Origin of the sequence: Uliginosibacterium aquaticum (assembly GCF_012972705.2) — a bacterium.
In the GTDB taxonomy this organism is placed as follows: Bacteria; Pseudomonadota; Gammaproteobacteria; order Burkholderiales; family Rhodocyclaceae; genus Uliginosibacterium; species Uliginosibacterium aquaticum.
Window position 1 is genome coordinate 23,288 of the sequence record NZ_JABCSC020000006.1, and the last position, 26,211, is coordinate 49,498.

The 26,211-nt window shown below is 63.1% G+C and carries 20 protein-coding genes; 14 read left to right on the forward strand and 6 right to left on the reverse strand.

Annotation, left to right across the window (positions count from 1 at the left end):
* The first annotated feature begins 6 nt into the window (after positions 1-6).
* Together HJ583_RS17825 and pdxH are read left to right on the forward strand one after the other, a co-directional pair.
* The gene (locus HJ583_RS17825) at positions 7-3,078 is read left to right on the forward strand and encodes an efflux RND transporter permease subunit (RefSeq protein ID WP_170023179.1); all 3,072 of its coding nucleotides are present in this window, start codon (positions 7-9) and stop codon (positions 3,076-3,078) included.
* Between the two features lie 36 nt (positions 3,079-3,114).
* Complete coding sequence (gene pdxH, locus HJ583_RS17830; RefSeq protein WP_170023180.1) at positions 3,115-3,708, forward strand: pyridoxamine 5'-phosphate oxidase; 594 nt, start codon at positions 3,115-3,117, stop codon at positions 3,706-3,708.
* Between the two features lie 96 nt (positions 3,709-3,804).
* Here the strand turns inward: pdxH and HJ583_RS17835 are convergent, their stop codons facing one another.
* Positions 3,805-4,863 carry an ABC transporter ATP-binding protein gene (locus HJ583_RS17835; RefSeq protein WP_170023181.1) on the reverse strand — a complete coding sequence of 353 codons (1,059 nt, stop codon included), beginning with the start codon at positions 4,861-4,863 and terminating at the stop codon, positions 3,805-3,807.
* A gap of 23 nt (positions 4,864-4,886) precedes the next feature.
* Here HJ583_RS17835 and HJ583_RS17840 point away from each other — a divergent pair, with 23 nt between their 5' ends.
* Both HJ583_RS17840 and HJ583_RS17845 read left to right on the forward strand, forming a co-directional pair.
* Complete coding sequence (locus tag HJ583_RS17840) at positions 4,887-6,581, forward strand: ABC transporter permease (protein ID WP_170023182.1); 1,695 nt, start codon at positions 4,887-4,889, stop codon at positions 6,579-6,581.
* A gap of 62 nt (positions 6,582-6,643) precedes the next feature.
* A complete protein-coding gene (locus HJ583_RS17845) occupies positions 6,644-8,296 on the forward strand; it encodes a GGDEF domain-containing protein (RefSeq protein WP_170023183.1) in 1,653 nt (550 codons plus the stop codon).
* 46 nt (positions 8,297-8,342) lie between these two features.
* Here the strand turns inward: HJ583_RS17845 and HJ583_RS17850 are convergent, their stop codons facing one another.
* The 3 genes from HJ583_RS17850 to HJ583_RS17860 all read right to left on the reverse strand — a co-directional run bounded on the left by HJ583_RS17850 (position 8,343) and on the right by HJ583_RS17860 (position 11,817).
* Positions 8,343-9,356, reverse strand: a complete 1,014-nt coding sequence (locus HJ583_RS17850; RefSeq protein WP_170023184.1) for a Fe(3+) ABC transporter substrate-binding protein — start codon at positions 9,354-9,356, stop codon at positions 8,343-8,345.
* Positions 9,357-9,488: 132 nt separating this feature from the next.
* On the reverse strand, positions 9,489-10,547 hold the full coding sequence (locus HJ583_RS17855; RefSeq protein WP_170023185.1) for a hypothetical protein: 1,059 nt from the start codon (positions 10,545-10,547) through the stop codon (positions 9,489-9,491).
* A 223-nt stretch (positions 10,548-10,770) separates the two neighbouring features.
* Complete coding sequence (locus HJ583_RS17860; RefSeq protein WP_170023186.1) at positions 10,771-11,817, reverse strand: hypothetical protein; 1,047 nt, start codon at positions 11,815-11,817, stop codon at positions 10,771-10,773.
* Between the two features lie 394 nt (positions 11,818-12,211).
* Here HJ583_RS17860 and HJ583_RS17865 point away from each other — a divergent pair, with 394 nt between their 5' ends.
* The 10 genes from HJ583_RS17865 (at position 12,212) to HJ583_RS17910 (ending at position 24,716) form a co-directional block, all read left to right on the forward strand.
* The gene (locus HJ583_RS17865) at positions 12,212-12,628 is read left to right on the forward strand and encodes a DUF2170 family protein (protein WP_101940434.1); all 417 of its coding nucleotides are present in this window, start codon (positions 12,212-12,214) and stop codon (positions 12,626-12,628) included.
* 12 nt (positions 12,629-12,640) lie between these two features.
* Positions 12,641-13,375, forward strand: a complete 735-nt coding sequence (locus tag HJ583_RS17870; protein ID WP_170023187.1) for a PspA/IM30 family protein — start codon at positions 12,641-12,643, stop codon at positions 13,373-13,375.
* Positions 13,372-13,713, forward strand: a complete 342-nt coding sequence (locus HJ583_RS17875) for a hypothetical protein (RefSeq protein ID WP_101940432.1) — start codon at positions 13,372-13,374, stop codon at positions 13,711-13,713. The genes HJ583_RS17870 and HJ583_RS17875 overlap by 4 nt, the downstream gene beginning before the upstream one ends.
* A gap of 112 nt (positions 13,714-13,825) precedes the next feature.
* Positions 13,826-14,449 (forward strand): OB-fold-containig protein, encoded by a 624-nt coding sequence (locus HJ583_RS17880; protein WP_217423502.1) that lies wholly within the window; start codon positions 13,826-13,828, stop codon positions 14,447-14,449.
* A gap of 64 nt (positions 14,450-14,513) precedes the next feature.
* Positions 14,514-16,616, forward strand: coding sequence for a flotillin family protein (locus HJ583_RS17885; RefSeq protein ID WP_170023189.1), 2,103 nt, complete (start codon positions 14,514-14,516; stop codon positions 16,614-16,616).
* A gap of 15 nt (positions 16,617-16,631) precedes the next feature.
* Positions 16,632-16,871 (forward strand): hypothetical protein, encoded by a 240-nt coding sequence (locus HJ583_RS17890; protein ID WP_101940429.1) that lies wholly within the window; start codon positions 16,632-16,634, stop codon positions 16,869-16,871.
* A gap of 215 nt (positions 16,872-17,086) precedes the next feature.
* Entirely contained in the window at positions 17,087-22,345 is a 5,259-nt protein-coding gene (locus HJ583_RS17895; protein WP_217423503.1) for a DNA repair ATPase, read from the forward strand.
* Positions 22,346-22,363: 18 nt separating this feature from the next.
* Positions 22,364-23,125 carry a magnesium transporter CorA family protein gene (locus tag HJ583_RS17900; protein WP_170023191.1) on the forward strand — a complete coding sequence of 254 codons (762 nt, stop codon included), beginning with the start codon at positions 22,364-22,366 and terminating at the stop codon, positions 23,123-23,125.
* 8 nt (positions 23,126-23,133) lie between these two features.
* On the forward strand, positions 23,134-23,832 hold the full coding sequence (locus tag HJ583_RS17905) for a phospholipase D-like domain-containing protein (RefSeq protein ID WP_170023192.1): 699 nt from the start codon (positions 23,134-23,136) through the stop codon (positions 23,830-23,832).
* 104 nt (positions 23,833-23,936) lie between these two features.
* A complete protein-coding gene (locus HJ583_RS17910; protein ID WP_170023193.1) occupies positions 23,937-24,716 on the forward strand; it encodes a substrate-binding periplasmic protein in 780 nt (259 codons plus the stop codon).
* A gap of 30 nt (positions 24,717-24,746) precedes the next feature.
* On the opposite strand, the gene HJ583_RS17915 is transcribed toward HJ583_RS17910, so the two are convergent.
* Both HJ583_RS17915 and HJ583_RS17920 read right to left on the reverse strand, forming a co-directional pair.
* Entirely contained in the window at positions 24,747-25,358 is a 612-nt protein-coding gene (locus HJ583_RS17915) for a LysE family translocator (protein ID WP_170023194.1), read from the reverse strand.
* Positions 25,359-25,485: 127 nt separating this feature from the next.
* Positions 25,486-25,992, reverse strand: coding sequence for a DUF2214 family protein (locus tag HJ583_RS17920; protein ID WP_170023195.1), 507 nt, complete (start codon positions 25,990-25,992; stop codon positions 25,486-25,488).
* Positions 25,993-26,211: the final 219 nt, after the last annotated feature.

Sequence of the window (26,211 nt, forward strand, 5' to 3'; positions counted from 1 at the left end):
CCGTCCATGTTCAACGTCTCCTCCTGGTCGATCCGCAATCCGATTCCGGCCATCCTGCTCTTCGTGCTGCTCACCCTGGGCGGCCTGCTGAGCTTCCGCGCGATGCAGATCCAGAACATGCCGGACATTGATCTGCCGATGGTCGTCGTCACTGCCAGCCTGCCCGGCGCTTCGCCGGCACAGATGGAAACCGAGATCGCGCGCAAGATCGAAAATTCGGTGGCCGCGATTCAGGGCGTGAAGCATATCTACACCTTGGTGCAGGATGGCACGGCCTCGGTGACCATCGAATTCCGGCTCGAAAAGCCGACCCAGGAAGCGACCGATGACGTGCGCGACGCCGTCTCGCGGATCCGCTCGGATCTGCCCGGCGACATGCGCGATCCGGTGATCGCCCGCTCGTCCATCGCCGGTACTCCGATCCTGACTTACACCGTGGCCTCCTCACGCATGGACGAGGAAGCCCTGTCCTGGTTTGTGGACAATGACGTCGCCCGTTCGCTGCTCTCGGTGAAGGGCGTGGGAGCGGTCAGCCGCGTCGGCGGGGTGACGCGCCAGGTGGGCGTGGAGCTGGACCCTGACCGTATGCTGGCGCTGGGCGCCACTGCCGCCGAGATCTCGCGCCAGCTGCGTCAGGTGCAGCAGGAGGCCTCCGGTGGGCGTACCGATCTGGGGGGCGCCGAGCAATCGGTGCGCACCATTGCCACCGTGCAGAGCGCGACCGAACTGGCTGCTATCGAGATTCCGCTCAGTGATGGGCGCAGCGTGCGCCTGGATGAAGTTGCGAACGTCAGCGACACCATTGCTGAGCGCCGCTCGCAAGCGCTCCTGGACGGCCAGCCGGTGGTGGCCTTCGAGATCGTGCGCAGCAAGGGCGCCAGCGAAGTCGACGTCATGAACGGTGCGCGCAAGCAACTCGAGCAATTGCGCGAACGCCATCCGGACATTGCCATCACCGAGGCCTTCAACTTCGTCAATCCGGTGATCGACAACTACGACAGCTCGCTGAACCTGATGTACGAAGGCGCGCTGCTGGCGATCCTCGTGGTGTGGCTGTTCCTGCGCGACTGGCGCGCCACCCTGGTCTCCGCCACCGCCTTGCCGCTGTCGATCATCCCGACCTTCGCGGTGATGTACCTGATGGGATTCACCATCAACGTGGTGACCTTGCTGTCGCTCTCGCTGGTGGTCGGCATCCTGGTGGATGACGCTATCGTCGAGATCGAAAACATCATCCGCCATCTGCGCATGGGCAAGACGCCTTATCAGGCGGCGATGGAAGCGGCGGACGAAATCGGCCTGGCGGTGATTGCCACCACCTTCACCCTGATCGCGGTGTTCCTGCCTACCGCTTTCATGACTGGCGTGGTCGGCAAGTTCTTTGTCCAGTTCGGCTGGACCGCCGCGATCTCGGTGTTCTTCTCGCTGGTCGTGGCGCGCATGCTCACCCCGATGATGGCGGCCTACCTGTTGCGCGCCGATACCCCTGGGCATGAGCTGGCGCGCTGGGAGCAGCTCTACATGCGTCTGGCCGACTGGTGTCTGGCTCACCGCGTGAAAACAGCCGTGATCACCATCGTGTTCTTCTTCGGGGTGCTGATCGGCCTCACCCCGCTGCTGCCAGCCGGCTTCATGCCGCCGGACGATCTGCCACAGACCCAGGTGATGCTGACTCTGCCGCCGGGCAGCACGCTGGTGCAGGCCCAGAGCGTCGTGGCGCAGGCCGAGGCCGTGGTGCGCAAGCATCCGCAAGTGAAGTCGGTCTACACCGCCATCGGGGGCGGCGCCTCGGGGGCAGACCCCTTCGCGCCCAAAGGCGCGGCGGAAGTCGGCAAGGCCACGCTGACCATCAATCTCAGCGCGCGCAGCGAGCGGCGCGGGATCAGCAAGCAGGACATCGAGGCCGACTTCCGGCAGCAACTGCAGGACATTGCCGGCGTGCGCATCAAGGTCGGCTTCGGTGGCTCCAGCGAGAAGTACCAGATGTCGCTGGCCGGGGACGATGGCGAGGTGTTGCTGGAGCAGGCGCGCAAGATCGAGCGCGAGATGCGCAGCGGCATTCCCGGCATCGGTGCGATCACCACCAACGCTAGCCTGGTGCGCCCCGAGCTGGTGATCCGGCCAGATTTCGCGCGCGCCGCTGACCTCGGTGTGAGTGCCGCCGCTATCGCCGACACCCTGCGGGTGGCACTGGCGGGCGATTACGATCAGTCGCTGGCCAAGCTCAACCTCGCCCAGCGCCAGGTGCCGGTGATGGTCAAGCTGCGGGATTCGGCGCGCCAGGACCTCGACCTGATTTCGCGTCTGAATGTGCCCGGTGCACGTGGCCCGGTCAGTCTTGCCAATGTTGCCAGCATCACGCTGGATGGCGGCCCGGCACAGATCAACCGTTACGATCGCCGCCGCAGCGTGAACTTCGAGATCGAGCTCAACGGCCAGCCGCTCGGCGAAGTCGAAGCGCTGGTGCAGAAGCTGCCCAGCGTGCAGCAGCTGCCACCGGGCGTGACCCAGACCGCTTTCGGCGATGCCGAAGCGATGGGCGAGCTGTTCACCGGCTTCACGATGGCGATGGGGGCCGGTGTGCTGTGCATCTACATCGTGCTGATCCTGCTGTTCAAGGATTTCGTCCAGCCGGTCACCATCCTCGCCGCGCTGGTGCTGTCGGTGCCCGGGGCGATTCTGGCGCTGTTCGTGACCCGCAACGCGCTGACCATGCCGGCCATGATCGGCATGATCATGCTGATGGGGATTGCCACCAAGAACTCCATCCTGCTCGTCGAATACGTGATCATGGCCCGCCGCGATCAGGGCATGAGCCGGCTCGACGCCCTGCTGGATGCTTGTCGCAAGCGCGCCCGCCCGATCGTGATGACCACCGTGGCGATGGGGGCCGGCATGCTGCCAATCGCCATCGGCATGGGCACCGACCCGAGCTTCCGCGCGCCGATGGCCATCGTCATCATCGGCGGCCTGATCACCTCCACCTTCCTGAGCCTGCTGGTGATTCCGGTGTTATTCACCTACGTGGATGACGCACGCCTGTGGGCACTCCAGGTGCTGCGCCGCAAGCGTGCCTGATCCGTCACAATACGACCTCTGCAGCAAGGATTCGCCATGAGCCACACCCCTCACGCCACGCCCTTCGAACTCTTCCAGCAATGGCTGTCCGAGGCCGAAAAGAGCGAGCCGAACGATCCGAATGCGATGTCCATCGCTTCCGTTGGGCCGGACGGCATGCCCTCGGTGCGCATGGTTCTGCTCAAGGGTTTCGATGAGCGCGGCTTCGTGTTTTATACGAATCTTGAGAGCCAGAAGGGGCATGAACTGGCGGCGCATCCCAAGGCTGCGCTGTGCTTCCACTGGAAGTCACTCAAACGCCAGGTGCGCGTCGAAGGCAATGTGGAGCCTGTCAGCAAGGAAGAGGCCGACGCCTACTACGCCAGCCGCGCGCGTGATTCACGCATCGGCGCCTGGGCTTCAAAGCAGTCGCAGGTCATGGAAGGGCGCTTCGAGCTGGAGCAGCGCGTGGCGAAATACGCGCTGAAATTCGGCATCAGCGAAATCCCGCGCCCCGAATTCTGGAGCGGCTTCCGCATCGTGCCGACCAAGATCGAGTTCTGGAAGGACAAACCCTTCCGCCTGCACGAACGCATCGTCTATCGCCCGACAGAGGACGGCGGCTGGGACACCAGCGTGCTGTTTCCCTGAGCGGCGCCGAACGTTTTCGTAGGTGCGACTTCAGTCGCACAAGACAGGCGGCAAGGCCGACTGAAGTCGGCCCTAAGACGACCGCTCCTAGAAAGCTCAAGCGTGCGGGAAGGTCACCACCTGCTCAACATCCAGGCGGATGCCGATCGGCTGGCCAATCGTATGGTTGTGGTGACTGGGCACCAGTGACAGCACTTCCGCGCCGCTCGGCAGGCGCAGGGTGTAGAGGATTTCGGCACCCTTGAAAGCCTTGCGGGCCACGATGGCCTGTAGCGGGCTGCTGTCGTCATGCACGATGTCGTCCGGGCGCAGCAGTACGTCCACCACGCATTCGCGGCTGCCATGGCAGCACTCTACCGGTACGTTCGAACTCAGCCGCCCGAGTTCGATTTCCACCGTGGCCGGATCGCGCACCACGCCTTGCACGATGGCGCCCTGGCCAACGAAATCGGCCACGAAGCGGTTCGCCGGGCGGTGGTAGAGCTGCCAGGCATCGGCCCATTGCTGAATGCGCCCTTCGTGCATCACGCCAATCTCGTCTGCCATGGCGAAGGCTTCGTGCTGATCGTGGGTGACCAGAATGGCGGCGGTACCGGCTGCCTTGAGAATGTCGCGCACTTCCAGTGACAGGCGCTCGCGCATCTCACTGTCCAGATTCGAAAAAGGCTCATCGAGCAGCACCAGCGCTGGATGAGGGGCCAGGGCGCGGGCCAGGGCTACGCGCTGCTGCTGGCCACCGGAGAGCTCGTGCGGGAATTTCTGTGCTTCGCTGGCGAGGCCGACCAGTTCGAGCATTTCGGCGACCCGTGCTTCGCGCGCCGGCCGTGCCAGCTTGCCGAGGCCGAAGCCGATGTTGGCGGCTACGGAGAGGTGGGGGAACAGGGCGTAATCCTGAAATACCATGCCGATGCCGCGCGCTTCGGGTGCCAGGTGGGTGTCGGCACTGCCGATCAGACGCGCTTCGAAGTGAATTTCGCCGCCCAGCAAGCGTTCGAAACCGGCAATGGCGCGCAACACCGTGGTCTTGCCGCAGCCCGAAGGCCCCAGCAGGCAGGCGATGGCGCCGGGCGCCAGCTCGAAACCGAGGCCACGCACGACTTCATGCCTGCCGTAGGCGAGGCGCAGATCACGAGTTTGCAGGACGGGTGCGGACATGTGCAGCGATCGGGGCGAGTCAGATGAGAATCATTATAATCTCGACACTCCTCTCTACCGGCACCACGCCCGTGCAGTCTTTCCTCCAGCGCCTGCGTTCCTCCTTCAGCCCGCTCACCCTTATCGGGGGGCTGTGTGCGCTGATCCTCGCCGTGCCGGTGGTGGTGGTGGCCGGCAGTGTGTTCGCCGGCGGCACCGGCGAAACCTGGGTGCATCTGCTGGAAACCGTGTTGCCCGAGTTCGCGCTCAATACCGCGATCATGGTGGTGGCTGTCGGCGCGGGCGTGGCGGTGATCGGCGTCAGCTGCGCCTGGCTCACCACGATGACCGAGTTCCCGGGCCGGCGCGTCTTCGAGTGGGCGCTGATCCTGCCGCTGGCCTTCCCGGCCTATGTGCTGGCCTACGTCTACACCGATTTCCTGCAGTTCGTCGGCCCGCTGCAGAGCTGGCTGCGAGAAACCTTCCAGTGGACCCGCGCCGATTACTGGTTCCCGGATATCCGCAGCGTCGGCGGCGCCTGCGCGATGTTCACCCTGGTGCTGTATCCCTATGTTTACATGCTGGCCCGCACCGCCTTTCTGGCCCGCGCCGGCAGCCTCACCGAGGCCGCGCGCAGTGCCGGGCTGGGCCCCTGGGCGGCCTTCGTGCGCATCTCGTTGCCGCTGGCGCGGCCGGCCATCGTGGCCGGCGTGAGCCTCGCGCTGATGGAGACGCTGGCGGACTTCGGCACGGTGTCCTACTTCGCGGTGCAGACCTTCACCACCGGCATCTTCCGCGCTTGGTATTCGCTCGGTGACCGCCTCGCCGCTGCCCAGCTTGCCGCGGCCCTGCTCAGTTGCGTGGCCCTGGTGCTGCTGCTGGAAAAGGCTTCGCGCGGACGTGCGCGCCATACTGCCGGCCAGCGCGCCCGCCCCGGCCGGCGTGCCGAGTTGCGCGGGCTGGCCGCCGCGCTGGCGAGCCTCGCCTGTTTTGTGCCGCTGGCCGGGGGCTTCCTGCTGCCGGGCTACTTGTTGCTGCAGATGGCCTTTCGCGAGGGAGATGCGCAACTGGGCGGCCGCTATCTGGAGCTGGTGCATAACAGCATGCTGGTGGCCGGGCTCACCGCCGGCTGCGCAGTGCTGCTCGGGCTGCTGCTCGCCTACGCCGCACGCATGAGCCGCTCGCGCCTGCCGGCAGGCCTCAACCGGCTGGTCGGCCTCGGCTATGCCCTGCCCGGTGCGGTGATCGCGGTGGGCATCCTGATTCCGGTGACACGTCTTGACCATGTGCTTGCCGCGCTGATCCACTCGGCCACCGGCAGCAACCCCGGCCTGCTCCTGACCGGCAGTCTTGCTGCGCTGATTTACGCCTACCTGGTGCGCTTCCTCACCGTGGCGCTGGGCACGCTGGAAACCGGGCTGGCACGCATCACCCCGTCGATGGACGAAGCCGCGCGCAGCCTCGGCGCCGGCCGCGCCACCACACTCGCCCGGGTGCACTGGCCACTCTTGCGCGGCAGCCTGCTCACCGCCGGCCTGCTGGTCTTTGTGGACGTGATGAAGGAGCTGCCCGCTACTCTGGTGATGCGCCCCTTCAATTTCGACACCCTTGCCACCCAGGCCTACACTCTGGCCAGCGATGAGCGCTTGAGTGAGGCGGCTACGGCTTCGCTGGCCATTGTGATCGTTGGCCTGTTGCCGGTGATCCTGCTCTCACGGCGCATCGGCAGGGCTCAATAAACGCCGGTTTTCCGCAGCAGTCGGCGCTTTCGGCAGCTCATTCTGTCACCCAGAATGAGGGCATGCGCCTCCTTCCTTTCAGCCGAAACTTCAGCACCGAGCTGATCCTGCGTCTGGCCATCCCGCTGGGCGCGCTGGCGCTCGGTCTGATGATCCTGCTAGGTGTGCTGGCCGAGAAACGGGAACGCCAGGTCATCGGGGAATCCCTGGCCCGTGCGGCGGCACGCATGGCGGCGACTCTAGAAGCCAATCTTGCCGAGCGTGTGGCAGATGTCGACCTGCTGGCCAGCCACGGAGCGTGGTATCGGGAGAACGACCGGGAAGGTGCTCGGCGGGCCTTTGATGTGATGCGCACGCGTCATCCCGCGTTTGCCTGGATCGGCCGTACCGACGCCCAGGGCCGTGTGCAGGCGGCCAGCGATGGTTTTCTGCAGGGCGAGTCGATCGCCACCCGGCCGGTATTCAGCGAAGGCAAGAAAGGTCTGTTCCTCGGCGACGTGCATGAAGCCGTGCTGCTCGCGCGCCTGCTGGGACCACCGCCGGACGGCGAGGCGGCCTTGCGCTTCATCGACATTGCCCGCCCGGTGTATGACCAGCACGACAACTATGTCGGCGTGCTGGCGACCCATCTGTCGTGGAGCTGGGTGCGCCAGTTCTTCGGGCAGATGCTGACCGATTTTGATCGTGTGCGTGGCGTCGAGCTGCTGATCCTCAATCATGAAAACCGTGTACTGGCTGGCCCGGCCCTGCAGGTCGGACGCATGCTCGCGCTGGAGGGAATGGCTAAGCCTGACGGGACTGGCAAGGCGCATTGGCATGAAGCGGCCTGGCCCGACGAGCCGCGCCATCTGTTTGCCTGGATCGACATGCCACCTCCCGACCATCTGGCTGCGCTGGGCTGGCGGGTGCTGGTACGCCAGCCCAGCGACCGGGCTTTGAGCCCGGTACGCCAGCTACGCATCCAGCTAGCTATCGCTGCACTCTTGCTGACGCTCGGCGTGATAGGCCTAGCCTGCATCCAGGCCCGCCGCATTACCCGTCCGCTGGCGCGCATCGCGCAGGCCGCTGAAGCCATCACCGAAGGCGCTGAGCCACGGATTCCGGCCAGCGATTCTCATCTGTCTGAGGTCGATAGTCTTTCCGGCGCGCTGCAGCACATGCTGGACACCTTGACGCATCGGGAGCAAGCGCTCGATGACATGCAGCAACTCGCCCACCGCGATGCCCTCACCGGCCTGCACAACCGACGTGCGCTGGAGTTGCACATGGAGCTTTCGGCTGAACGAGCCCGCCGCAGCGGCGAAGGGCTGGCGGTGCTGGCCATGGATCTGGATGGCTTCAAGGCGGTGAATGACAACCACGGCCATGGCATTGGCGACGCACTGCTGCGTGATGTGGCGCGACGTCTGCAGGAGGTGGTGCGTAGCGGTGAAATGCTGGCGCGCCTGGGCGGGGACGAATTCGTGGTCCTGGTGGTGGCACCGCGAGCCCAGCTGCAGCAGGTGGGAGAGGCCGTGGCGCAGCGCATCCTTGGCTGCTTCGAACGGCCCTTCATGGCGGATGTGCAGGCGCTGCGGGTGGGTTGCAGCCTCGGTGGTGCGCAGGGCGCTGCAGACGACCATCCGCAGGACATCCTGCGCCGCGCCGACGAAGCGCTGTACATCGTCAAGCGCAGCGGGCGAGGGCGCTTTCAATGGTGGACCGGGCAGGCATGAAAAAGCCCCGCACAAGGCGGGGCTTTTTGCTTCGAACCTGATTTGCTCAGCGCCAGCCGGCGCGGTCGAAGATCTTCTGGGCGGTGATGGCGCCCTTCGAGGTCTTGCCGATTTCCAGGGTATCTGCCTTGAACGGGCCGAGGCGTTCCAGCGCCGGGTTCTTCACCTTCACGCTGGGCACGGTGGGCCATTCGTTGTTGCCGTCGGCAAAGTAGATCTGGGCTTCGTCGGAGGCCAGATATTCGAGGAACTTCACGGCCGCTTCCTTGTGCGGTGCGGTCTTGAGCATGCCGCCGCCGGAGACGTTGATGTGGGTGCCCCAGCTCTGCTGGTTCGGCCACACCACCTTCACGGCTTCCATCGCCTTGCGGTCTTCCGGGGCGGAGGAGCGCATCATGCGCGCCACGTAATAGGAGTTGGCCAGCGCCACGCCGCATTCACCAGCACCCACCGCCTTGATCTGGTCGGTATCGCCGCCCTTGGGGGCCCGCGCGAAGTTGGCGACCAGCCCGCGCACCCAGGCTTCGGTCTTGGCCTCACCTTCGTGAGCAATCATCGCTGCGCCGAGGGACAGGTTGTAGGGATGCATGCCACCGCGTACACAGACCTGTCCTTTCAGCTTCGGATCAGCCAGTTGCTCGTAGGTCTGCACGTCTTCGGCCTTGATCGCCAGCTTGTTGTACACGATCACACGGGCACGCGTGGAGAAGGCAAACCACTCGCCGGTGCGCAGGTGCGCCGGGATGCGGCTGTCCAGCACTTTCGATTTCACTTCGGCAAAGATGCCCAGTTCGTCGGCCTTGGCCAGACGCGTGGCGTCCACGGTGATGAACACGTCGGCCGGGCTGTTTGCGCCTTCGTTCTTGATGCGTTCGAGCAGCGCGTCTTCCTGCGCCTCGATGCGGTTGATCTTGATGCCGGTGGCCTTCTCGAAGTTCTTGTACAGGGCTTCGTCGGTCTGGTAATGGCGGGCCGAATACAGGTTCAGCTCGGTATCGGCAGCTTGGGCGGCCATGCTGGCAATGCCGCCCAGCAGGGCAGCGGCGAACAGCTTATGCATGAAGACTCTCCTGAAGGGGAAGATTGGGAGCGGCTTTTGATCATACGCAGCGGTGTTGCTTAATGCAAACCATTCTCAAATGGAGTAAAAAACAAAGCCCGCCGAAGCGGGCTGTGTTTATCTACGGTGTGCTTACCAGATCAGCCAGATCCCGGCGATCACCAGTAAGGCCAGACCCAGCAGCTTGCTTTTCTGCTCATCGATGAAGCGTTGGCGCACGGCTGCACTGACCGGCGGCTGGTGATGCAACTCCTCACGCAGACTGGGTGTACTGCGGCGGGCCACAGCGGCGCTGTGACGCACCAGGCCTTCCGGCATGTTGCCCATGATGGTGGTTGGCGTGGCATAGGCCGAGGCATCCATCGGAATCTGCTTCTGGCTCTGGCGACGCTCGCCCGCGCGGCGTTCCATGGCTACGCCGCATACCGTGCAGCGTGTGCTGCTGGCCTGACGGCTACCGCACTGGCCGCAGCGTACATATTCGATGACGCTGCTGCCGGCCTTCGCTGCGGGCACGGCAATCGGCTGTGTAGCGCGTGCCGGCTGAGGGACATGGCGCATCACTGGTGCGCTTTCCGCCGCAGCCGCCGGGCGCATTTCCTCAGCCTCATCCGTGGTGCCGGGCAACTCGAACTGGGTCTGGAGCAGGCCGGCGTAAGGATCCTCACTGGTCTTGCGTGGTACGGGTGCGGCAGCGTTCACTACGGCAGGCGCTTCGGTCTCGACTTCCAGATCGATCTGCATGCCGATGCGAGCCAGCTCCACCACATAGCGGCTCCCCACATCGGAACTCACTCCGCGCTTGAGAACGGCCTTGCTGCCATCAAAGATGCGCACGATCTGCGCCGGATTCAGCTTGAGGCGAGCGGCGGCGGCCTGCATCACGGCGGCGCGCGTAAAACCATCGAGGGTGCGCCCCCAGAACACGACCTTGAACGTAGCCAGTGCCTGTACCGAGGCGTTGCCCCGTGCGATGCGGGCCATTCCGGCATTCATGCCGAGGCCGTGCAGCACGGACAGATAAAGCTTGGCTGATTCTTCAGTGACGCCCTTCTTGAGTACAACCTTGCGGCCACTGAACAGGCGTTCGACCTGCGGCGGGTTCAGCCCGAGGCGCTTGGCGACGGCTGCCTGTACCTTTTCCGGCGCATGCCCATCCAGCAGGCGACCACTAAATACAATGTTGTACATCGAGATTCCCCCGCAATTCTTCTTGTTCCCCGCCGCAAGCGGGTGTTTTGAATCATCTTGGGCAATCTTAACCTGCAGGCCCATTAGGGCATTCACCAACCGCGCCAGACTTTTGCCGCCGAGAAGTTGAGCGTCGCCTATGTACAACAAAAGTACTATGCCTACAGGCTCAATGTTTCATCACGACCGGGCTCGGGGCTGGTCGCCCCGGCAGCATCACGGGTCAGCGCATGAGCCCCCAGGCCAGGGCTGCCACGACGACTGCGGCGGCAATCAGCAGCGGCAGGCGGGCACGCCGGGCGGGTGTTTCCTCTTCCTGCAGCTCCTGCTCTTCCATCAGGGTGTGCAGCGAGGGCCCTTTGGCACGCGGCCTTTCCTGTGGTGACAGATAGGGGCGGGCCGCTTCGGCCGGTGTCACCAGCGTGGTTGGCGCAGCATCGTGGAACACGGGTTGGCGGCCGCCATAAGGCCGACGTGCCGGCAATTCGACACCGCACTTCGTGCATTGCGCGGCCTGCGGCTGATACAGGCCGCAGCGCGGGCAGTTCAGGTAGCCGTCCTGATTGGCCGACGCATACCCTTCGGTGCCTCGCCGTGCGGGCGGCGGTGGCATGACCGGAACGGGCATTTCCTCGGCGGGCTCCTCATGTGCCACGTTCGAAGATACGTCGTAGCCAGAAAACGCCGTACCCGAGAGATCACAGGCCGTGCGCAACAGGGCGCCGAACTGCGGATCATCTTCCCCCTCCGACGCCGGCGTCTGGGCCTCCAGCGCGGCGGCAGCCTCCGGCGCGGCCTGCTCCATTTCGAGTTCGATCTGCATGCCGATCAGCGCCAGCCCCACCACCAGGCGAGAGCCCTGGTCTCCGGTGATGCCGCGCTTGAGCACGACCTTCGAGCCGCTGAACATCTGCATCAACTGAGCCGGACTCACCCGCAGGCGCTTGGCTGCGGCGGCCATCACGGCGGTGCGTTCGAAGCCGGGCAGCAGGCGTCCCCAGAACACCGCCTTGAACTCGCTGCCGTCTTTGCGCGGCGCCTCTTCCTGCGCCAGCGGCACCAGCCGGGCATCCAGCCCCATGCCGCGCAGCTCGGTCAGATAAGCCTGGCTGCTGGCCTCGGCGACCGCTTTCTTGAGTACCACGGTCTTGCCCGTAAACAGGCGGTCAACCTGTTTCTCCTGCAGACGCAGGCGTACCGCGACATCCATCCGTACGATCTGCGGATCAAAGCCGGGCAACAAGACTCCGTTGAACTCGATGCGATACATCACTCCCCCTGCGCTCTCATGGCCGATCGCGAATCCGGCAAATTTTTTGTGATTCGCGATTATGCCTAGAGTGACTTTTCATGCCCTTGCTTGCCCGCAAGTTCCGACGAACGCAGGGCTTCTATGTGTGACAAAAGTCACGCTTGCAGCCCATGTCATGACCAGCGGCGGCTTGGACTGATTGAGCGGAAGGTCGCGCGCGATGTCCTGAACAAGTGGCCAAGTCTGCACCAGAGGCGCGCGCCCTGCTCTATTTTCTGGGGCTTTATGGAAGTCTGGTGCCCTCGTTATGCATGCAAGCCACGACATTTTATGTCTTGACATTTTATGTCGAAACTTCTAATCTCGAATCACCCTATTGCTTCGACATATTCAGGAGGCGGTGAGAACGATCATGAAAACCCTGCAAGAACAGTTGCGTGGACTGGATCTGATGACGAGTGCTGCACTCGGCGGCTTGAGCGTCCAGCTGCAGCCGATCCCGGGCGATGTGGAGGTGATTCAGGTAAGCATCGAGCAGCGTGACGCCTTGCCGATCTATGTGACCTGCTCCGACAGCCAGGTGCTGTGCATGTGTTACCTGTGGGCCGATGAGGATGTGCGTGCCGAGCGGCGGACGGAATTGCTCGAGACCCTGCTGGACCTCAATCCCTCGGTGCCCTTGTCATCCTTTGGGCGGGTGGGCAAGCACTACGTGCTCCTTGGTGCCTTATCGCGCAATGCGCGGGCCGAGGACGTGGCGCAGGACGTGGCCGCCTTGAGCGACAACGCCATTGACGCGCTGGACGCGATGTCCGAATTCCTGAATTGAGCGGAGGCGATCATGTCTGTACTGAAGAAACTGGCAATCCTGATGCGCAGCAGCGTGCGCGAGATTGGTGAGAGCGTTGTGGACGCTAACGCCACACGCATCTACGAACAGGAAATTCTCGACGCCAAGCACAACGTGGCGCAGGCACGTGGCGATCTGACAGGGGTGATGGCCAAGGAAATGCAGAGTGCCCGTGAGATCGAGCGCCTGCGTGGTGAAGTCGCCCGCTATGAGGCCCTGGCACTGGAAGCTCTCACCAAACAGCAGGACACGCTGGCGGAGGAGGTGGCTGGCCGTGTCGCCGAGCTGGAACTTGAACTGGATGAGCAGACCAAGGCGCATGCCAGCTATGCCGTGCAGGTCGCGCGCCTGAAGGAGTTGATCAAGGGCGCTGAGGCGAAGATCCGCGAGCATGAGCGCCAGATCGTGATGGCCAAGACGACCGAGAGCGTCTATCGCGCCACGCGCTCCATTGCCGATAGCGTGGATGGCACCGGCTCCAAGCTGCTCAGTGCCAAGGAGTCGCTCGAACGCATTCGCCAGCGTCACGAAGATCTGTCGGATCGCATGACGGCAGCCGAGCAACTGGAGCGCGAAGTGGGCAGCAAGGCGCTGGAAGCCAAGCTGGCGGCGGCCGGTATTGGTCCGGACGCCGATCGCAGGGCCAGCATCCTGGCCCGGATCCGGGCACGCGCCGAAACTTCCGTGGCCTCGGGTGGGGCCGATAAGCCGGCGGTCAGCGAATGAGCGTCAGTAACAAGCCCGCACGCTGGCAGAGCTCGGATGAAGCGATCCGGGCTGTGCAGGTGGCTTTCGATGTGGAAGAGGCTGTGCTGTCGGCGGTGCGCCAGGCGGCCTTTGACCAGAATCTATCTACCTCGGACCAGATCCGCCAGATTTTGGGCTTGCCTGTTTCGAGCCGCCCCAAGCGGCCACGCCTGACGGTTTCGCTGGCGCAGGCGGATTACGAGATGCTCGGCGCTCGCTATGGCGTGCCTGCAGATGAGCGGCTGGCCATCAAGGAGCGTGTGACACGAGAATTGATTGCCTTCGCGCAGCATGGACAAAAGGGCAGGTCTGGCTAGGCCTGCGCCGCCTGCAAGGTCTGGCAAGGAGAATCCGCCTCCAAGCGGATTGCATCGCATAACAGGGCGCCTGGCGCGGCCCGGATGGTACGGGGGAATCATGGGGAGTTTCATGGCAGCGGCTTTCAGTTATCCGACAGCGATACTGAGCGCCTTGCTGCTGGTCGTTGTCTTCTACTGGTTGCTGGCCTTGGTCGGCCTGGTGGATTTCGAAACCAGCGGCATCGAGATCGATACCGATGCGCAACTGGATGGTGATGCCGGCGACATCAGCGTGCTGGCCAGCTACATCCTCGCCATGGGTCTCAACGGCGTGCCTTTCTCCATCGTTGTCAGCCTGCTGATCCTGATTTCCTGGACGCTCACCTGCACCGCCGCAGAATGGCTGCTGCCCTTGCTGCCCGGCAAGCTGCCTGGCCTACTGGCTGGAACACTGATCCTGCTGCTGTCACTTGCGTTGGCCATCGTGCTGACCGCTCGCATCGTGCACCCTTTGCGCAAACTCTTCGTCAGTCATAACGCGGTGTCCAACGCCAGCATCGTGGGCCAGAGCTGTCGCATCCTGACCGGCTCGGTAACCGAAAAATTCGGCCGTGCCGAAGTGGCCACGAATGGTGCGTCGATCAACATCCGGGTCTGGGCGGCCACTCCCAACACCCTGGGCAAAGGCGCCAGTGCAAGGATTCTTGAATACGAAGCCGATACCGGCCGCTATCAGGTCGCAGCCGAGCCCTGAGCGCAGTCCTTCATCACACCCCGTCACTAGTCACTCTCCATCCTTCTTATCCTGAGGATCTTTCATGGAACCGATTTACGTCGCCGCAGGCCTGGGCGCTCTCTTTCTGCTGGTCATCTTCGCGATGTTTGCCAAGTTCTACCGCAAGGTGGAACAGGGCTACGCGATGATCGTGAACACCCTGCGTGCCGAGCCCGAGGTTACTTTCACCGGCCGCATGGTGTATCCCATCATCCACAAGGCCGAGATGATGGATATCGCGCTCAAGACGGTGGAGATCGACCGCACCGGCAATGAAGGCCTGATCTGCCAGGACAACATCCGCGCCGATATCAAGGTGAAGTTCTTCGTGCGGGTGAACAAGACTTCCGAAGACGTGCTCAAGGTGGCACAGGGGATCGGCTGCGAGCGTGCCTCCAGTCCGGAGACGCTCGAAGAGCTGTTTTCCTCCAAGTTTTCCGAAGCCCTCAAGACGGTTGGCAAGGCGATGGATTTCGTCGAGCTCTATCAGGCGCGTGACAAGTTCCGCGACGAGATCATCCGCCAGATTGGCGATGATCTTTCCGGCTATGTGCTGGAAGACGCAGCCATTGATTACCTTGAGCAGACGCCGCTCTCCAAGCTCGATCCGCACAACATCCTCGATGCCCAGGGCATCAAGAAAATTACCGAGCTGACGGCGGTCGAAAATGTGCGCACCAATGAACTGCGTCGTAACGAAGAGATGCAGATCAAGAAGAAAGACGTTGAAACCAAGGAAACCCTGCTCGAACTGGAGCGTCAGCAGGCCGATGCAGAAGCTCGCCAGGCACGCGAGGTTGCCAATGTGCGGGCGCGTGAAAAAGCCGAGTCCGACAAGGTGGCCGCCGAGGAACACACCAAGGCTGAACTGGCGCGCCTGCAATCCGAACAGCTGATCGCGGTGCAGCAGGAAAACGTGCTGCGCGAGAAGGAAGTGGCGGAGAACAATCGCAAGCGTGCCGTGGCCATCGAAGAGGAAAAGGTCACCCGGGCCCGTGAGCTGGAGATTGTGGATCGCGAGAAGGAAGTCACGCTGCAGGAAATCGAACGGGACAAGGCTGTTGAAGTGCAGAAGAAGGCGATTGCCGACGTGGTGCGCGAGCGCATCGTGGTAGAGCGTACGGTTGCCGAGCAGGAAGAAGCGATCAAGGAATTGCGTGTCGTGGCCGAGGCCGATCGCACCAAGAAGGCCGTCGTGATCACCGCCGAAGGCAAGGCAGAAGAGCAGCTGGTGCTGGAAGTGAAGGCGGCCGAGGCCGAGGAGCGGCGTGCCCGTCACAAGGCGGCCGAGGAGCTGACCCTGGCAGAAGCCAAGCTCAAGGTGGCCGAGAAGCAGGCCGAGGGCAAGAAGCGCGAGGCCGAGGGCGTGGAAGCCATGGCCGCTGCACCGGGCCTGGCCGACGCGAGGGTTCTGATGGTGTCCGCCGATGCCAAGGAAAAGCAGGGCATGGTCGATGCCAAGGTGAAGATCGCCGAGGCCGAGGCCGTCAGCAAATATGGTCTGGCCGAAGCCGACGCCTTGCGTGCCAAGATGGATGCTGAAGCCGAGGGCAAGGAAAAGCTTGGCCTGGCCGATGTGCATGTCCGCAGTGCGGATGCCGATGCCACTGTCAAATCCGGTCAGGCTGAAGCCCAGGTCATTGAAGCCCGCTTCCAGGCTGAGGCCAAGGGCTTGCGCGAGAAGTTCGATGCCATGAAGGTGATGAGCCAGGACACGCGCGAGCACGAGGAATTCCGCATGCGTCTGGAACGCGCGCATACCGAAACCATGGCTGGTATCGAAGCGCAGAGCGGCATCGCCAAGGACCAGGCCGAGGTACTGGGCACCGCACTGGCCAACGCCAAGATCGATATCGTGGGAGGCCAGGGCGATTACTTCGACAGCTTCGTGCGCGCCCTGTCTATCGGCAAGGGTATCGACGGCGCGATTGCCAAGAGCGATACGCTGAAGATCGGCCTCAAGGATCACTTGAGCGGTGAGCGTGACATGGTGGGTGATGTGCGCGACATCATTGGTGCGCTCGGAGGCTCCGCAGCTGAGCTGCAGAACCTCAGCGTGGCGGCTTTGCTGACCAAGGTGGCGCGCGATGGCAATGACAGCCAGAAGGCTGCGCTGCAGAGCCTGATCGATGGTTTCCGCAAGTAACAAGGAGCCGATGCAATGAGCGAGAACCGTGATTACCTGGAGATAGCTTTCCGCTCCATCGAGTGTTTTTCCGACGATGGCAAGCTGCGCGTGGACGAGTTGCAGAAGCTGGTCGATGTCGCTTTGCGCGATGGAGTGGTGGATGCCAACGAGAAGCGCGTGTTGCGCAACATCCTGCGTCGCCTCAAGACCGATGAGCTGACGCCGGACATGCTCGCAAAGATCGACGCCGTACGCGCGGCAACGGGCATCTGATGGGCGCGCGCGTTGCTTGCAACTGTGCGCCACGCGCTGAGCGGGTGCGTTTCGAGCTCGCGTAGCAAACATGGGGATGCCTGTATTGACGAGATCAAACGCGTGCGCGAATGGCTTGATGGCCAAGCGCAGCGCGACGAGTTGATTGCGTTGCTGCGCGCAGGTTGGTAATCAAGCCCCGCTTGCGGGGGCGCTGAACATTCAAGATGGCGAAGATGGACGACACCTCACAAACGCAACCCGCAAGCAGCCAGGCCGAAAGCATGCTGGCTGGCAGCAGCAGCTACGATCTGCTCAAGAAACGCTTGAGCGATCAGGGCGATGTGCTGCTGGCCCAGGCTTCTGCGCTCAATGCTGCGCGCGTCGCAGCCTTCGGCAAGTCTGATCAGGCGCTGATCCTGCGCGCGCGTGCGCGCACCGAAAACAACTGCGTGGCGCGCGACATCGTGCGCATCGGCGAGCTGCTGTTGTTCGGTTTCAACGTCACCCTGGGCCTGCGCCGTGAAACCGCGCCTGGCGACGTGTTTGCCCTGTATCGGCTGGCCTCCAGCGAGGGCGCCGATGAGCTGGAAAGCGTGCCGCTGGCCGGCAGCTTCCTCGAGGACACGCGCTTCGGTTCCGATTTTCGCGAGCTCTACGCCTACTACAAGCAGGCGCAGCTGATCCAGTTGCGGGTGACGCAGGACAAGTTGCTCGCGGCTTTCCGGATTGGTGCACAGCTGGGCGATGTGCGGGTGTTCCGCTGGAACATCGATCGGGATGGCGCGCTCACTTACCTCGACAATCGTGGCGAGCGCGACATGGCTTTGCCGCCTACCCACGATTTCGAGTGGATTCCCACCACCCGCGAAGATCACGTGGGTGGCAAGCATCCGCATGTGAACATCCTTGACACCGTGTTTGTGGAAACGGTTGGCGGGGATCTCACGATCAAGATCGAGAACAATAGCGAGACCGGGCTGGGCATCCATTCCGAGCCGGTCGAGGATCGTAATCAGTCGCTGGCGGACGCCGAGATTGCCTACGCCAGGCTCGGTTCGCTGATCCTGCTGCGCGTGCGCCCGTATCGCGAGCAGCTTGAACGTTATCTGGTCTACAACATCCGCACCCAGCAAGTGCTCCGCATCGATGCCATTGGCAAGGCCTGCGTGCAGTTGCCGGAAGACCACGGCATCATTTTCCCCGGCGGTTATTACCTGCAGTCCGGCGAATCGAAGCGTTTCGACATGCCTGGTGAGGTGGTCGACAACCTGCGTTTCAAGCGCATGATCCGTTCGCCCAATGGCGAGGATGTGCTGTACGTCTTCTATGCGCCGGGCATCGGCCACTACGGCCTGTTCACCTACAACCTGATCAACAAGAGTCTGGCCACGCCCATTCTCTCCAATGGCTACGCACGCTATCCGGATGGCCGGGTGCTGGTCTTCATGGCCGATAGCGGCGAGCCGACCCGCGTGCACCCCATGCAGCTGTGGCAGACGCCCTTCTGCAGCGAGGAACACGCGGCAGCTTCCCCCAAGGCGCAAGGATTTTTCGGTCGCGTCGGCAATGCTGAGCTGGTTCGCGGCATATCCGAACTGATGGCCATTGCGCGTGCCCTGCGCGAACAAACCCCTACCCGCACGGCCTACGAAGATCTGATCCGTCAGTGTGTGCGTGTGCAGGATGCTTACTTCTGGCTTGATGCTAACGAGGCAGGCGGCCTGCTTTCCGGCCTGAAGCAGATTGCAGAAGGCGCCCGCCAGACGCTCGACGAGTTCGAGAAAGTCGACAGCATCCGGCGTGAATCGGCGGCGGCACTCACGCGTGCCCAGAGTGAGCAGCGGGTATTGATGACTGATGTGGCCAGCATGCTCTGGCACAAACCGGATGATTTCGTGCAGGCCTTGAGCCGCCTGCGTGAGCAGCGTGGCAAGTTGCTGTCCCTGCGCGAGCTGCGCTATGTCGAGTTGGGCGTGATCGATACGCTGGATGCCGATCTGGCTGCCGAACAGGGCCGGGTGGGCGAGCGTGCCGTGCAGTTCCTGGCGGGGGATGCCGCCTTCAACGGCTATCGCGAGGCGCTCGCCAGGCTGGCTAGCGAATTGTTGCAGGCCGGCAATACCAGCGAGATTGATCGAATACTGGCGGCGCTGGATCAAACGGCCAGCGGCCTCGATCTGCTCACCGAGCAGCTGGGCAGTTTGCCCGGTGGCGATGCGGTGATGCGCACGCGTATCCTGGACCAGATCGGCGCGGTGTATGCCGAAGCCAATCGCCTACGAGCCGAAGCACGCCGCACCCGTAAAGGCCTGGGGGCGACTGAATCCGCAGCGGAGTTCGGCGCGCAGTTCAAGCTCTTCGGGCAGGCTGTCGAGAACGCGCTGGATTTTGCCGATACGCCGGAGAAGTGCGATGACGCGCTGACGCGTCTGCTGGCCCAGCTTGAGGAGCTTGAAGGGCGCTTCATCGAGCAGGAGGCTTACATTGCCGATATCGCCAGCAAGCGCGAATCGGTCTATGAGGCCATCACCGCGCGCAAGCAGAGTCTGCTCGAAGCGCGCCAGCGCCGCAGCCAGGCGCTGGTGGATGCGGCCGAGCGGATCCTGGAGGGCGTGCAGCGGCGTGTCGCGCAGCTGATCGATCTGCCCGCCGTGCATAGCTACTTTGCCGGTGACCCCTTGCTCGGCAAGCTGCGCAAGCTGATCGAAGAGCTGCGGGCCATGAACGCCGCCGTGGCCGCAGATGAGCTGGATACGCGCCTGAAAACTGCACGCGATCAAGCCCAGCGCGCAGTCCGGGACCGTGCTGAACTGGTCAGCGATGGTGGCAATGCACTGCGCCTGGGCAAGCACGCCTTCACGGTCAGCCGTCAGGCGCTGGATATCACGCTGGCGCCGCGCGATGGCAGCCTCTTCTACCACCTCACCGGTACCGACTATTTCGCACCGGTCGCGGATGCGCGTCTGGATGCACTCAAAGCCTACTGGCAGCAAAGCCTGATCTCCGAGAGCGCTGCCCTGTACCGTGCCGAGTACCTGGCTGGCAGCTTGCTGGAGTCCGTGCTGGAAGGCCGGGGGCCGGTGGCATGGGATGCGCTGCAAACGCTGTGCTCACAGTCGGAAGGCGCGGCGCAGCTTGCTGAGCTGGTGCGCAAACACGCTGCCGAGCGCTATCAGGAGGGATATCAGAAGGGTGTGCACGACAGCGATGCCCTGCAGATCCTGACGCATCTGGTCGGCATGCAGTCTGAAGCGGGTCTGCTCGCGTTTGGGCCGCTGGAGCGGGCCTGGGCTCAGCTGTTCTGGTTCCACGGCTGTTTCGATGCCGAGCGTGATACCTGGGCGCGCGGAGCCCGCGCCGCCGAGCAGATGCGCACGCTGTTTGGCGCACGGGCCAGCTTTGAGCGTCTGGTGGGCGAGGTGGCCCGTAGCATGGCTGGCTTCATGCAGCCCTTTGGTCTGCCAGATGGACTCGATGAGGCTGCGGTGCTGACGCTGCAGGAGCGCGCTGCCGAATATCTGGTTAGCCAGTTGGCCAGCGAGCGTGGCGTGGAGGCCTGGGTGATTGCGGCCGCCGGTGAGGATCTGGCGGCCGAACTTGTTCGCCAGCTCGAGCGGGCCGGCAAGCTCAGCGCCTGGCAGCAGGATCTTGCCCATGCCCAGCCTGCCGAGCGTTGGGCGCTAGCCTGTGAATGGCTGCGCGCCTTCGATGCGGCACAAGCACAGTCTGCCGCAGCCTGGGTGCCCGACGCGGCCATTCAGCTGGCCCAGCCGGCCCAGCGCCTGCGTGTGAACGCCCAGCTGGACCGGGAGCTGCAGGGCCTGCTCGGTGAACATCCGCGTATCGTCGGTGGTGTATTGCGTCTGAACCTGAATGATTTCTGGCAACGCTACATCGCGCACTGCCGCAGCGTGGTGCCTGCCTTCACTGCCTTGCAGGCCTTGCGCCAGGAACTTATTGGCCGCGAGAAGACGCGCCTGCGTCTGGCCCAGTTTCAGGCCAAACCTCTGGCCACCTTCGTGCGTAACCGCCTGATCGATGAAGTCTATCTGCCCATCGTGGGCGATAACCTCGCCAAGCAGCTGGGCACGGTGGGTGAAGGTAATCGCACCGATCGCATGGGCATGCTGCTGTTGATCTCGCCACCGGGCTATGGCAAGACCACCCTGATGGAGTATGTGGCGGACCGTCTGGGCCTGGTTTTCGTGCGCATCAACTGCCCGGTGCTGGGGCATGAGGTGACCGGGCTGGACCCGGCCAGCGCTGCCCATGCTGCGGCCCGGCAGGAGCTGGAGAAGCTCAACCTCGGCCTCGCCATGGGCAGCAATGTGATGCTGTATCTGGATGACATCCAGCACACCAGTCCGGAATTCCTGCAGAAATTCATTGCGCTTGCCGATGGTACGCGCCGCATCGAAGGCGTATGGGACGGCCAGCCTCGCACCTACGACATGCGCGGCAAACGCTTCGCCGTGGTGATGGCAGGCAATCCCTATACCGAGTCAGGCGACGTGTTCCGGATCCCGGACATGCTGGCCAACCGCGCGGATATCTACAATCTCGGTGATGTGCTGGCGGGCCGCGAAGCGGTGTTTGCGCTGTCCTACATCGAGAACGCGATCACCGCCAATCCGGTATTGTTGCCGCTGGCCTCGCGCGACCCGAAGGATGTGCACCGCCTGGTGCGCCTGGCCGAAGGCGAGGAAGTGCCGGGCAGCGAGTTCTCGCATGCTTACAGCGCTCAGGAACTGGATGAACTCACTGCCCTGCTGCAGCGCCTGTTCCGTGCCCGCAACATGCTGCTGAAAGTGAATGCCAGCTACATCGCGTCAGCCGCGCAGCAGGAGGATTACCGCAGCGAACCGCCCTTCAAGCTGCAGGGCAGTTACCGCAATATGAGCAAGCTTGCCGCGCGGATTACGCCCCTGATGACGGAGCAGGAGCTGGATTCCCTGCTGCGTGACCACTATCGCGGTGAGGCTCAGACTCTCACGACCGGCGCCGAAGAGAACCTGCTCAAACTGGCCCACCTGCTTGAAGCGCCAACGCCTGATGAGCAGGCGCGCTGGCAGGAAATCCGGGATGAGTTCATGCGTCTTCGCAAACTCGGTGGCAGCGATGACGGCAGCACGCGAATTGCCAATACCGTGCTCGATCTGGCCCGGGCCGTCGACGGTCTCAAGCGCGATTCGCGCCTGGATGACAGCCTGCGCCAGGGGCTTACGGCGCTGGCGGAAACGCTTGGCGCGATCAAGCCCAAGATCACCATCACGAACGCTGCGCCGGATCTGGCTGGCCTGGGCGAGTCCCTCAAAGGCATGACGGATGCCTACGACCGGGTGCTGCTGCCGCTGGTGACGGCCACTTACCACAAGATGAAACTGGACCACACGCTGTGGGAAGAAATGAAGCGCATGTCCGGTTACGTTGAAAAACTTGAAAAATCACTCGAAGCCGGGGCTGGCCGCAGCAAATCCGGTGACAAGGCCTGAGCGAGGAGAAGCAAGCGAATGAAGCGAACCCAGTATGCCTGGCCCCTGCCAGAGGCCATCAACGCTCGCCTGGGCAGCGAGAGCTGGGGCGCCCAGCGCGCCATCTTCGAGGCCGGGCATTTGCTGCTCGTGCTGCACACGCCGCCGCGTGGCGATGGTAACGAGCGTGAGCACGAAGTCTTCCTGCGGCTGCCCGAAGGCAAGTGGATGCACAAGGGGCTGGATCGCGGCGAGCATGCTCTGAACAAATACCTGGAGGACTATCTTGGCCTGCATGCCGAGCTGGAAAGGCGCTTCGAGAAAGCACACGGCATCGACGCGCTGTTTGCCATCATTGACAGCCTGATTCCGATTGCACGTGCCTCTGCCAACATGAAGGCTGCTCTGCAGTCTGCCCGCGAGCAACTGGGCAATGACCCGCGCATCATCGATTTCCGAGATCGCAGCGTCGAGATCGCGCGTGGTTTCGAGCTTCTGTTGGCGGATGCCCGCCTGGCGCTGGAGTTCCGCCTGGCGCGCAGCGCTGAGGAACAGACCCGGGCCGCAGAGGCTGGCAACCGGGCCCAGCACAAGCTCAATATCCTGGCCGCTATCGCCTTTCCGTTGATGAGCGTGTCGGCCGTATTCGGCATGAATCTGCACAGCGGGCTGGAACAGATGTCGGCGCTGCTTTTCTGGCTGGTGTTCATTGGCGGGCTCGGGCTCGGCATGCTGGTCAAGAGCTGGATCGGCGTCAGTGCGCTCGAAGCGGGCAGCAAGAAGAAGTCCGGACGATCCTAAGCGCCGCCATGCACGCCTACCTTGAAGAAGCCATTACCCGGCTCGAAGCCAGTTTTGTTGATCAGCGCCTCAGCGAAGAAGAGCGACGCGGCCTGACTGAAGTGCTGCGAGAGGTACGGCCACTCGAAGAGAATCTGCGCCATGTGCGCAAGCTCGCGTTTGCAATTGCCCGCCAGCATCTGGGCGAGGACGCTGCCGTGCAGGATATCTTGCGTTGGCTGGAGGGCGTGATGCGGGCGCTTGATTCCGCGCGCCCGGCCCCTGCTAGCGCCAGCCACGCGGTTTTCTTCAGCCCGGGCCAGGACTGCCTGAACGCCATCCTGCAACGCCTGCGTCAGGCTGCCAGGCAGATCGACATCTGCGTGTTCACGATCTCGGACGACCGGATCAGCGACGAGATCCACGCAGCACATCGGCGTGGCGTACGTATCCGCCTGATTACCGACAACGAAAAGGAAGACGATGTCGGCAGTGACATCGCCGCCTTGCGGCAGTCCGGCATTCCGGTCCGCGTCGATCGCAGCACCGCCCACATGCATCACAAGTTCGCGCTGCTCGATCAGAGCTACCTCCTCAACGGTAGTTACAACTGGACGCGCAGTGCCGCGCACAGCAATGAGGAAAACCTCGTCGTGAGCAAGGATGCGGCGCTCGTGGCGGCCTTCTCCACCCAGTTCGAACAGCTCTGGAGTGCTTTGGGCAGCTGAAGTCTGCCCGTGCCGGCCTTCCGGGTAGTCTGCGGCGGCGCCTCTTCATTTCGGGTCTGGCCCGCCGTCAAGAAAGAGACTCTGTTTCTCTTTGCGGAATCATCATGCATCCCATCCCGAGGTATTTCGTTCTTGCAGGGTTGAGCCTCTTTGCGCTGACGGCCGCCGCGCAGGAATCCCTGCGGCTGTGTCACAACCAGGACGAATCCTTCCCCTGGCTCCTCAAGCGTACGCCCGGAGTCAGCCAGATCATGGCCACCGAAGCGGCCAAGGCGCTGAAGATCAAGCTGGTTCTGCTGCCGATGCCGGGCGCCGGCTGTGTCGAGGCGGTGCAACAAGGCCGCGTGGATGGCGCGATCAGCATTGCCTTTCTGCCGGAACGGCTGACCAGCATGGTGTATCCGGGCCCGGCCAGCGGACCCGCCGATGTCCAGCAGCGCATGTACAACAACAGTGTCAGCCTGTTTCATCGCAAGCAGGACAAGCTGCTCTGGGACGGCAAGAAACTTCAGGTGAGCGGGGTGGTCGGTGTCCGGCGCGGCAATTTTGCGGCTCAAAGCCTGCAGGCCATGGGGATCAAAGTGGATAGCACGTCCACGTCCTATGTGGACCTCTTCAAGCGCCTGGAGCGTGGCGAGATTGCAGCCGCTGTCATCGAGACTATCGACGGCAGCGAAATGCTTCGCCATACCATCAGCCTGCGCAGCCTGATTGAAATGCACCCGCAGCCCTTTGAGCGTGAGGCTTTTTACACTGTTTTTTCAAAGGTTTGCGCGAGTCGCAAACCTCAGGTCGTGAAGGACTTCTGGAAGCAGATTCAGCAACTACGGACTTCTCCGGAATTCGCCGGAAAAGTTCAGTACCTGGTGCGCAATCTGGATTGAGCGCTCACCTGGCTCGCGGATAACAGCCCTTCAACGCAATGCGGAGCTGGCCAGCTTGGCGGCCAGGGCCAGCAGCACCGCGCCGATACAGCGTTCGAACCAGACCATGCGGTGGCGCAGCCAATTCAGCACCTGAGGTGAGGAGAACAGGCTCGCGACCAGCCCGAACCAGAGCAGGGATTCACCCACAAGCAGGACGCCGATCAGAGCGGTTTCGGTGTGCCCCAGCTCTGGCGTCAGCACCTGCGAGAGGATGGAGCCGAAATAGAGCATGGCTTTCGGATTCAACAGGTTGGTCAGGAAGCCGGTCACGAAGGCACGGCCGCCGGCTTGTGCGGCCTGAGCCTCGGGCAGCGCACCACGTGAGCGCAGGCATTGCACGCCCAGCCAGCCCAGATAAAGCGCCCCGACGATGGCCAGCAGACGGGAGAGTCCCGGCAGCGCCGCCAGCACCAGCGACAAGCCCAGCGCACAGATCAGGACATACACGCCGATGGCGCTGGCTACGCCGGCTGCGGCCCATAGCCCCGTCTGCCGTCCCGAGACGATCGAAAGACGCGTGACCACCGCGAAGTCCGGTCCCGGTGAAATCAGCGCCAGCGCGTGGATGCTCAGGACGAACAGCAGGGAGTCGAGGGACATGGAGAGTTTTCTTGAAATGCGAGGGCTTGCCGAATGCTACGCCGTCTCTCTCAGGTGCGGATGGCCCCCGGCAATTTCAATCCTCTATCGGCTGTCTTTGTGGCGGATTGCACTGTTCCGTGTCGTCCTACACGGTTGCTGTGGAGGATGGCGGGAAAAGCCGGCTGACCCCGTAGGTGCAGGCTGCAATGGTGGCGAGAAATCCGGCCAGAAACCACGGGAAAGCGAGCACTCCGTAGGCCAAGGGCTTGGCGACACCGAGGAAGCTGCCGTAGAGCAGGCTGCCCGCAGAAATCCCGAACATCAGCTTGCGGCGCAGCGCCGAAGCCGTCTGGATGGTTTTCCTGATTCCCCATGAGTTCAAGCCCCACAGCAGCACGAGGCTCACCTTGGTCCACAGCTTGGGATTGTTCAGGTATTCGCTCAGCCCGTTCAGGTAGATGCCGACGCCGATCAGGATGGCGCCCGAAATCCACAGATGAGCTTCGCCCCAGTTGAAGACATACCGCCAGACGGGGTGGCTGCTTTCCTCGCCACGCAAGACGCGGGCGAAGTGGAAAATCGCCATCATGGCCGCCACGGTCGCCATGAGGTGGTAGAAGGCCGCAAGCGCGACGATGAATTTTGCAGTCATTTTCAGGCCATCAATATCAGGGGCTTGTCGGGTGTTGTCGGCCCGCAGTGAGGCCGACGCGATGGATCGTGTTCTCGGGGGCCCAGTTGCGGGAGCCAGCCGGAATCGGCCGGCGCAAGGCAGATCAGGACGCCGCGCACACCAATGCCTCCCCCAAGGAAAGAACAGGACTCCGTAAATGATAATGATTCCTGATTGGAGTTCATTTACGTATATCAA

Excerpts from the sequence above, each read along its gene's own strand:
- HJ583_RS17825 (WP_170023179.1), top strand. The coding sequence starts at position 7 with ATGTTCAACGTCTCCTCCTGGTCGATCCGCAATCCGATTCCGGCCATC.
- pdxH (WP_170023180.1), top strand. The coding sequence starts at position 3,115 with ATGAGCCACACCCCTCACGCCACGCCCTTCGAACTCTTCCAGCAATGG.
- HJ583_RS17835 (WP_170023181.1), bottom strand. The coding sequence starts at position 4,863 with ATGTCCGCACCCGTCCTGCAAACTCGTGATCTGCGCCTCGCCTACGGC.
- HJ583_RS17840 (WP_170023182.1), top strand. The coding sequence starts at position 4,887 with ATGAGAATCATTATAATCTCGACACTCCTCTCTACCGGCACCACGCCC.
- HJ583_RS17845 (WP_170023183.1), top strand. The coding sequence starts at position 6,644 with ATGCGCCTCCTTCCTTTCAGCCGAAACTTCAGCACCGAGCTGATCCTG.
- HJ583_RS17850 (WP_170023184.1), bottom strand. The coding sequence starts at position 9,356 with ATGCATAAGCTGTTCGCCGCTGCCCTGCTGGGCGGCATTGCCAGCATG.
- HJ583_RS17855 (WP_170023185.1), bottom strand. The coding sequence starts at position 10,547 with ATGTACAACATTGTATTTAGTGGTCGCCTGCTGGATGGGCATGCGCCG.
- HJ583_RS17860 (WP_170023186.1), bottom strand. The coding sequence starts at position 11,817 with ATGTATCGCATCGAGTTCAACGGAGTCTTGTTGCCCGGCTTTGATCCG.
- HJ583_RS17865 (WP_101940434.1), top strand. The coding sequence starts at position 12,212 with ATGAAAACCCTGCAAGAACAGTTGCGTGGACTGGATCTGATGACGAGT.
- HJ583_RS17870 (WP_170023187.1), top strand. The coding sequence starts at position 12,641 with ATGTCTGTACTGAAGAAACTGGCAATCCTGATGCGCAGCAGCGTGCGC.
- HJ583_RS17875 (WP_101940432.1), top strand. The coding sequence starts at position 13,372 with ATGAGCGTCAGTAACAAGCCCGCACGCTGGCAGAGCTCGGATGAAGCG.
- HJ583_RS17880 (WP_217423502.1), top strand. The coding sequence starts at position 13,826 with ATGGCAGCGGCTTTCAGTTATCCGACAGCGATACTGAGCGCCTTGCTG.
- HJ583_RS17885 (WP_170023189.1), top strand. The coding sequence starts at position 14,514 with ATGGAACCGATTTACGTCGCCGCAGGCCTGGGCGCTCTCTTTCTGCTG.
- HJ583_RS17890 (WP_101940429.1), top strand. The coding sequence starts at position 16,632 with ATGAGCGAGAACCGTGATTACCTGGAGATAGCTTTCCGCTCCATCGAG.
- HJ583_RS17895 (WP_217423503.1), top strand. The coding sequence starts at position 17,087 with ATGGACGACACCTCACAAACGCAACCCGCAAGCAGCCAGGCCGAAAGC.
- HJ583_RS17900 (WP_170023191.1), top strand. The coding sequence starts at position 22,364 with ATGAAGCGAACCCAGTATGCCTGGCCCCTGCCAGAGGCCATCAACGCT.
- HJ583_RS17905 (WP_170023192.1), top strand. The coding sequence starts at position 23,134 with ATGCACGCCTACCTTGAAGAAGCCATTACCCGGCTCGAAGCCAGTTTT.
- HJ583_RS17910 (WP_170023193.1), top strand. The coding sequence starts at position 23,937 with ATGCATCCCATCCCGAGGTATTTCGTTCTTGCAGGGTTGAGCCTCTTT.
- HJ583_RS17915 (WP_170023194.1), bottom strand. The coding sequence starts at position 25,358 with ATGTCCCTCGACTCCCTGCTGTTCGTCCTGAGCATCCACGCGCTGGCG.
- HJ583_RS17920 (WP_170023195.1), bottom strand. The coding sequence starts at position 25,992 with ATGACTGCAAAATTCATCGTCGCGCTTGCGGCCTTCTACCACCTCATG.